Origin of the sequence: Enterobacter sp. 940_PEND, assembly GCF_001059415.1 — a bacterium.
GTDB lineage: Bacteria > Pseudomonadota > Gammaproteobacteria > Enterobacterales > Enterobacteriaceae > Enterobacter > Enterobacter cloacae_M.
In genome coordinates, this window is the sequence record NZ_JUMS01000128.1 from 22,319 (window position 1) to 29,598 (window position 7,280).

The following is a 7,280-nucleotide window of genomic DNA, read 5'->3' on the forward strand; positions in this document are numbered from 1 at the left end:
CCCTTTGGAGAAGCCCGATGGCTCACCACGCACGCTGGACGATGTCGCAAGTCACTGAATTATTCAACAAACCTTTCCTTGAGCTGATGTTCGAAGCCCAACAGGTGCATCGTCAGCACTTCGATCCGCGCCATGTTCAGGTCAGCACGCTGCTGTCGATCAAAACCGGTGCCTGTCCTGAAGACTGCAAATATTGCCCGCAGAGCGCGCGCTACAAAACCGGTCTCGAATCCGAACGGCTGATGGAAGTGGAGCAGGTGCTCGACTCCGCTCGCAAGGCGAAAAACGCCGGCTCGACCCGCTTCTGCATGGGCGCGGCGTGGAAGAACCCGCACGACCGCGACATGCCGTATCTGGAGCAGATGGTGAAGGGCGTGAAGGAGATGGGCCTCGAAGCCTGTATGACGCTCGGCACATTAAACGAGGAGCAGGCGCAGCGCCTCTCCGCCGCAGGGCTGGACTACTACAACCACAACCTCGACACCTCGCCGGAGTTTTACGGCAACATCATCACCACGCGGACCTATCAGGAGCGTCTGGACACGCTGGATAAAGTGCGTGACGCGGGGATCAAGGTCTGCTCGGGCGGTATTGTCGGCTTAGGCGAAACGGTGAAAGACCGCGCGGGCCTGCTGCTGCAGCTGGCAAACCTGCCGACCCCGCCGGAAAGCGTGCCGATCAACATGCTGGTGAAGGTTAAGGGAACGCCGCTGGCGGATAACGACGACGTGGATGCGTTTGATTTTATTCGCACCATCGCGGTGGCGCGCATCATGATGCCGACCTCTTTCGTGCGCCTCTCTGCCGGTCGCGAGCAGATGAACGAGCAGACCCAGGCGATGTGCTTTATGGCCGGAGCCAACTCCATCTTCTACGGCTGCAAGCTGCTGACCACGCCGAACCCGGAAGAGGACAAAGACGTTCAGCTGTTCCGCAAACTGGGGCTTAACCCGCATCAGACCGAGGTGCTGAAGGGCGATAACGAGCAACAGCAGCAGCTGGAGCAGCAGATTTTCAACGCCGACACCGACCAGTTCTACAACGCGGCAGCCGTATGACCTGGCAGGCACGCATTAATACCGCGCTGGACGAACGCCGGGCGGCAGAGGCGTTTCGCGTTCGCAGGGTGGTGGAAAACGGCGCGGGCCGTTTTCTTACCCGCGAGGGGCGGCAGTTTTGTAATTTCTCCAGCAACGACTATCTCGGGCTGAGCCAGCATCCTGCCATCATCCGCGCCTGGCAGCAGGGTGCGGAGCGGTTTGGCGTGGGCAGCGGCGGCTCGGGACACGTCAGCGGCTACACCACGGCGCATCAGGCGCTGGAAGAGGCGCTTGCCGACTGGCTCGGCTACCCGCGCGCGCTGCTGTTCATCTCCGGCTTTGCCGCCAACCAGGCGGTCATTACCGCCCTGATGGGAAAAGAGGACCGTATTGTCGCTGACCGCCTGAGCCACGCCTCGCTGCTGGAGGCGGCAAATTTAAGCCCGGCGCAGCTGCGCCGCTTTGCCCATAACGATGCGGGGCAGCTCGCCGCGCTGCTGGATAAACCCTGCGACGGACAGCAGCTGGCGGTCACCGAAGGGGTGTTCAGCATGGACGGCGACAGCGCGCCGCTTGCCGCGCTGCACGAGGCCGCAAAGCGGCAAAACGCCTGGCTGCTGGTTGACGATGCCCACGGCATTGGCGTAATGGGTGGCGAAGGTCGCGGCAGCGCGCATCAGCAAAACGTAAAGCCGGAGCTGCTGATCGTCACCTTCGGCAAAGGCTTTGGCGTCAGCGGCGCCGCCGTGCTGTGCAGCGAGTCCGTCGCCGACTATCTGCTGCAGTTTGCCCGGCACCTGATCTACAGCACCAGCATGCCTCCGGCGCAGGCCGTGGCGCTGTCTGCGTCGCTGGCGGTGATCCGCAGCGCGGAAGGGGATGAACGTCGTCAGCGGCTGGCAGAGCATATCTCCCGCTTCCGCAAGGGGCTAGCGGCGCTGCCCTTCCACAGCCCCGATTCGCAGAGCGCCATCCAGCCGGTGATTGTCGGCGAAAACGGCCGCGCGCTGGCGCTGGCACAGGCGCTGCGCGAGCGCGGCATGTGGGTTACAGCCATTCGCCCGCCAACGGTCCCGCCGGGCACCGCGCGGCTGCGTTTAACCCTGACGGCGGCGCATGAGGCTCGGGATATCCAGACGCTGCTGGAGGCGCTCCATGATGCCGGTGAATAAACAGGCCGTCGCGGCGGCATTTGGTCGGGCCGCGCAGAGCTATTCGCAGCACGATGAGCTGCAGCGTTTGAGCGCGCAGGGGCTTCTGGCCGCGCTTGGCGAGAACCGCTTTCCGCAGGTGCTGGACGCCGGATGTGGTCCCGGCAGCAACAGCCGCTACTGGCGCGGGACGGGAAGCCAGGTGACGGCTATCGACCTCTCGGACCAGATGCTCGACGAGGCGCGTCAGAGGCAGGCAGCGGATCGCTATCTGCTGGCGGATATCGAGGCGATCCCGCTGGCGGATGCGCAGTTCGATCTGGTCTGGAGCCATCTGGCAGTTCAGTGGTGCAGCAGTCTGGCGCAGGCCTTACGCGAGCTTTATCGCGTTGCGCGACCGGGCGGGAAGGTGGCCTTTACCACCCTGCTGGAAAGCTCGCTGCCGGAGCTAAATCAGGCGTGGAAAGCGGTGGATGAGCAGCCGCACGCTAACCGCTTTTTATCGCATGAGCAGGTGACGCAGGCGCTGGCAGGCTGGCGCTACCGCAGCACGGTGCAGACCATCACCCTCAATTTTGGCGATGCGTTCAGCGCCATGCGTTCGCTGAAGGGCATCGGCGCCACGCACCTGCACGCCGGACGGGAGAAAAAACCGCTCACCCGGGGCCAGCTGCAGCGTCTGGAGCTGGCCTGGCCTCAGCAGCGGGGACATTTCCCGCTCTCTTATCAACTTTTTCATGGGATTATCGAACGTGAGTGAACGTTATTTTGTCACCGGAACGGATACGGAAGTGGGAAAAACGGTGGCCAGCTCGGCGCTGCTGCAGGCGGCGCGAAAGCTTGGGAAAAACACCGCCGGATATAAGCCGGTTGCTTCCGGCAGCGAGATGACGGCGGAAGGGTTACGCAATACCGACGCGCTGGCGCTCCAGCGTAACAGCACGCGTGAGCTTGCCTATTCAGCGGTGAATCCGTACACCTTTGCCGAGCCGACCTCGCCGCACATCATCAGCGCTGACGAAGGTCGTCCGATTGATTTCACCGTGCTGTCAGCCGGGTTACGGACGCTGGAAAGCCAGGCCGACTGGGTGCTGGTGGAAGGCGCAGGCGGCTGGTTTACGCCGCTTTCGGACACGCAGACGTTTGCTGACTGGGTGCAGGCCGAGCAGCTTCCCGTCATTCTGGTCGTCGGCGTCAGGCTGGGCTGCATCAATCACGCCATGTTGACCGCGCAGGCCGTCCAGCAGGCCGGGGTGACGCTGGCGGGCTGGATAGCCAACGACGTGGTTGCGCCGGGGAAACGACACCAGGAGTATCTGGCGACGCTCAGGCGAGTACTTCCCGCCCCGTGCCTCGGGGAAATTCCCTGGCTTGCTGACGGCGTGGAAAATGCCGACACCGGGCGTTATCTCGATCTCAGCGTCTTGCTTCCCGCGACATCCAGTGCGCGATAAGCTCGTCATCCAGCTCGTTAACGTGGCCCTGCGCCACGTTACGCCCGCGATAGAGCATGCAGAAGCGGTCCGCAACCCGGCGGATAAACGACAGCTGCTGCTCCGCTAATAGCACCGTCATACCAAACTCCCGGTTTAAGCGCACCAGCAGCTGCCCCAGCTTCTGGGCGAAGCTGTGTCCTGCGCCGTGCAGAGGCTCATCGAGGATCAGCAGGTGCGGACGGTTCACCAGCGCATTAGCCAGCGCCAGCTGGTACTGGTCGTCCGGAGAGAGCGTGTTCGCACGGGCCAGTCGCAATGCGTAGAGCGCCGGAAACAGGTCGTAAACGTCATTTTTCGCCTCCGGGTTGGGTTTCCCCATCGCCCGCATGGCGATATGCAGATTCTCCTCAATCGTTAACTGGGAGAAGATCCGCCTGTCCTGCGGGACATAGCCTATCCCCGGTCCTGAGCGCTGTTCTGGCGGCAGGTTAAGCAAGTCGCGCGGCGGCGCGCCCGCCTCATGCCAGATGATGCTGCCGCTTTCAACGGGCACTCTCCCGGCGATGCAATTCATGAGGGTGGTTTTCCCCATCCCCGGCAGGCCAACGACGCCTGTACACATCCCTTGCGGAAAATCCAAATTCACGTTCCATAGCGTATGTTGGCTTCCGTAAAACTGATTCACAGCACGCAGACTCAACATCTTTTTCTCCTTAAAAATGTGTGTAGGTGAGGCTCGGGTTTGAATCTGCAAAACCCCTGCCAGAAACCGAAAAGTGTTCAAAAAAACGGCTTTTTTAGGAATAAGTCACCAGAGAGGGGCTGAGAAAAAAGGGAATTGCACATCGACGGTGCTGGAGGTGGTGAGTTGTGGTGCAGAACCCGAAATGATGAAAATGTGAGCAAGATCCCATCGGTTGGTTATGAATGACGCAACTGTTAATCATCAAAAAATAGCTATAAAATTTTTTTACTGCGGTCTCGTGGGAAAAACCGGGAATTTGCCGAGCGCCAGTCTGCATGGGCTGGAAGCAGTTATCCACTATTCCTGTGGATAACCATGTGCATTAGAGTTAGAAAACACGCGATAAGCGAGAGAAGACGCGGCTTACGCCCAAATTGGCGCGAAACGCGGCTTTAGAAAATATCGTTTATTATTTAATTGCTTAGATAAAAGCAATTCCCGTCATGAAAGTGTCACCCGTTGCCACAAAACTATCATTACTTGGCTTGACAAATGTTAAAAAAGAAAAAGTTCTGGGGATAACCTGACCTGACTGGTGTTTTATATTGTCACAGTCCAAATTTTGGCCGCTATCGCGCTAATCATTCAGGCGCTATGCTAAATATCCTGACATGCTACTGGTTTTTCATCCAGTGTTTTTTACTGGCATTCCTGGCAACAACGAGTAAAATTACTCACCTGCCGCTTATAACGTCATCAGGTTGTCGCCCATGAGTAAACCGTTCAAATTGAATTCTGCTTTCCGTCCATCTGGCGATCAGCCTGAGGCGATCCGTCGTCTGGAAGAGGGGCTGGAAGACGGGCTGGCGCACCAGACGCTGCTGGGGGTAACCGGCTCGGGTAAAACGTTCACCATAGCCAACGTGATTGCGGATCTCCAGCGCCCAACGATGGTGCTGGCACCCAACAAAACCCTGGCCGCGCAGCTTTACGGCGAGATGAAAGAGTTCTTCCCGGAAAACGCGGTGGAGTATTTCGTCTCCTACTACGATTACTACCAGCCTGAAGCCTACGTACCGAGCTCTGACACCTTCATCGAGAAGGATGCCTCGGTGAACGAACACATCGAGCAGATGCGTCTGTCGGCCACGAAGGCGCTTCTGGAGCGTCGCGATGTGGTCGTCGTCGCGTCGGTTTCCGCGATCTACGGTCTGGGCGATCCGGATCTCTATCTCAAGATGATGCTGCACCTGACGCAGGGGATGATTATCGACCAGCGCGCCATCGTTCGCCGTCTGGCGGAGCTGCAGTATGCCCGTAACGATCAGGCGTTCCAGCGCGGCACCTTCCGCGTACGCGGTGAGGTGATCGACATCTTCCCGGCGGAATCGGACGATATGGCGCTGCGCGTCGAGCTGTTTGACGAAGAGGTTGAACGCCTGTCGCTCTTCGACCCGCTGACCGGACACATTGAATCAGTGATCCAGCGCTTCACCATCTACCCGAAAACGCACTACGTGACGCCGCGCGAGCGTATCGTGCAGGCGATGGAAGAAATCAAAGTGGAGCTGGCCGAGCGCCGTAAGGTGCTGCTGGCGAACAATAAGCTGCTGGAAGAGCAGCGCCTGAGCCAGCGTACCCAGTTTGACCTTGAGATGATGAACGAGCTGGGCTATTGCTCCGGCATTGAAAACTACTCGCGCTTCCTCTCCGGGCGCGGGCCGGGCGAGCCGCCGCCGACGCTGTTTGACTACCTTCCGGCAGACGGTTTGCTGGTGATCGACGAATCCCACGTCACGATCCCGCAGATCGGCGGGATGTACCGCGGTGATCGGGCGCGTAAAGAGACGCTGGTAGAGTACGGGTTCCGCCTGCCGTCAGCGCTGGATAACCGTCCGATGAAGTTTGAAGAATTTGAGGCATTAGCGCCGCAAACCATTTACGTCTCGGCCACGCCGGGCAACTACGAGCTGGAGAAATCCGGTGAAGACGTTGTCGATCAGGTTGTGCGTCCGACCGGGTTGCTCGACCCGATTATTGAAGTTCGTCCAGTGGCTACGCAGGTGGACGATCTGCTCTCAGAGATCCGCGCCCGTTCCGCCATCAACGAGCGCGTGCTGGTGACCACGCTCACCAAGCGTATGGCGGAAGACCTCACCGAGTATCTCGAAGAGCACGGCGAGAAGGTGCGCTATCTGCATTCGGATATCGACACCGTGGAGCGCATGGAGATTATCCGCGATCTGCGTCTGGGCGAGTTTGACGTGCTGGTGGGGATCAACCTGCTGCGAGAAGGTCTGGATATGCCGGAAGTCTCGCTGGTGGCGATTCTGGATGCGGACAAAGAGGGTTTCCTGCGTTCTGAACGCTCCCTGATCCAGACCATCGGCCGCGCCGCGCGTAACGTCAACGGGAAAGCGATTCTGTACGGTGACAAAATCACCCCGTCGATGGCGAAAGCGATTGGCGAAACGGAGCGCCGCCGCGAGAAACAGCAGCGCTACAACGAAGAGCACGGCATTATCCCGCAGGGGCTGAACAAGAAGGTGGTGGATATTCTGGCGCTGGGTCAGAACATTGCCAAAACCAAAGCGAAAGGTCGCGGCAAGGCGCGTTCAGTGGTGGAAGAGGATACCGTCGTGCTGACGCCGAAAGCGCTGCAGCAGAAAATCCATGAGCTGGAAGGGCAGATGATGCAGCACGCGCAGAATCTGGAGTTCGAAGAGGCGGCGCAGATCCGCGACCAGCTTCATCAGCTGCGGGATCTTTTCATCGCGGCATCGTGAGTAAAGCGTTGTTTTCTCCCTCTCCCCGTGGGAGAGGGATCCCCAGTAATTTTTGAACAGAAGCAATAACGTTGTTTCAGAGCGATTGAAGGCTATCAGCGATGCTCTGGTCCGGCTGTAAATCGCTGAGGTGTTTCCTGCAGGCCGGGGCGAGGCGCAGGGATGCGCCGAGAGGGCGGGCT

6 protein-coding genes are annotated in these 7,280 nt (G+C 59.4%); 5 read left to right on the forward strand and 1 reads right to left on the reverse strand.

Features of this window, described 5'->3' with window-relative positions:
* The first annotated feature begins 17 nt into the window (after window positions 1-17).
* Genes bioB through bioD form a run of 4 tightly spaced genes read left to right on the forward strand, consistent with a single transcriptional unit; the run spans window position 18 to window position 3,645 of the window.
* Entirely contained in the window at window positions 18-1,058 is a 1,041-nt protein-coding gene (gene bioB, locus ADJ24_RS19020; protein WP_023310845.1) for a biotin synthase BioB, read from the forward strand.
* A complete protein-coding gene (bioF, locus tag ADJ24_RS19025; protein WP_023310846.1) occupies window positions 1,055-2,212 on the forward strand; it encodes an 8-amino-7-oxononanoate synthase in 1,158 nt (385 codons plus the stop codon). Before bioB ends, bioF begins: the two co-directional genes overlap by 4 nt.
* Window positions 2,196-2,951 carry a malonyl-ACP O-methyltransferase BioC gene (bioC, locus tag ADJ24_RS19030; RefSeq protein WP_023310847.1) on the forward strand — a complete coding sequence of 252 codons (756 nt, stop codon included), beginning with the start codon at window positions 2,196-2,198 and terminating at the stop codon, window positions 2,949-2,951. The genes bioF and bioC overlap by 17 nt, the downstream gene beginning before the upstream one ends.
* Window positions 2,944-3,645, forward strand: a complete 702-nt coding sequence (gene bioD, locus ADJ24_RS19035; RefSeq protein ID WP_023310848.1) for a dethiobiotin synthase — start codon at window positions 2,944-2,946, stop codon at window positions 3,643-3,645. Before bioC ends, bioD begins: the two co-directional genes overlap by 8 nt.
* Here bioD and ADJ24_RS19040 read toward each other — a convergent pair.
* Complete coding sequence (locus ADJ24_RS19040; protein ID WP_023310849.1) at window positions 3,608-4,330, reverse strand: ABC transporter ATP-binding protein; 723 nt, start codon at window positions 4,328-4,330, stop codon at window positions 3,608-3,610. The genes bioD and ADJ24_RS19040 overlap by 38 nt on opposite strands.
* Before the next feature lie 752 nt (window positions 4,331-5,082).
* Between ADJ24_RS19040 and uvrB the strand changes: the two genes are divergently transcribed.
* Window positions 5,083-7,098 carry an excinuclease ABC subunit UvrB gene (gene uvrB / locus ADJ24_RS19045; protein ID WP_023310850.1) on the forward strand — a complete coding sequence of 672 codons (2,016 nt, stop codon included), beginning with the start codon at window positions 5,083-5,085 and terminating at the stop codon, window positions 7,096-7,098.
* The last annotated feature ends 182 nt before the right edge of the window (window positions 7,099-7,280 follow it).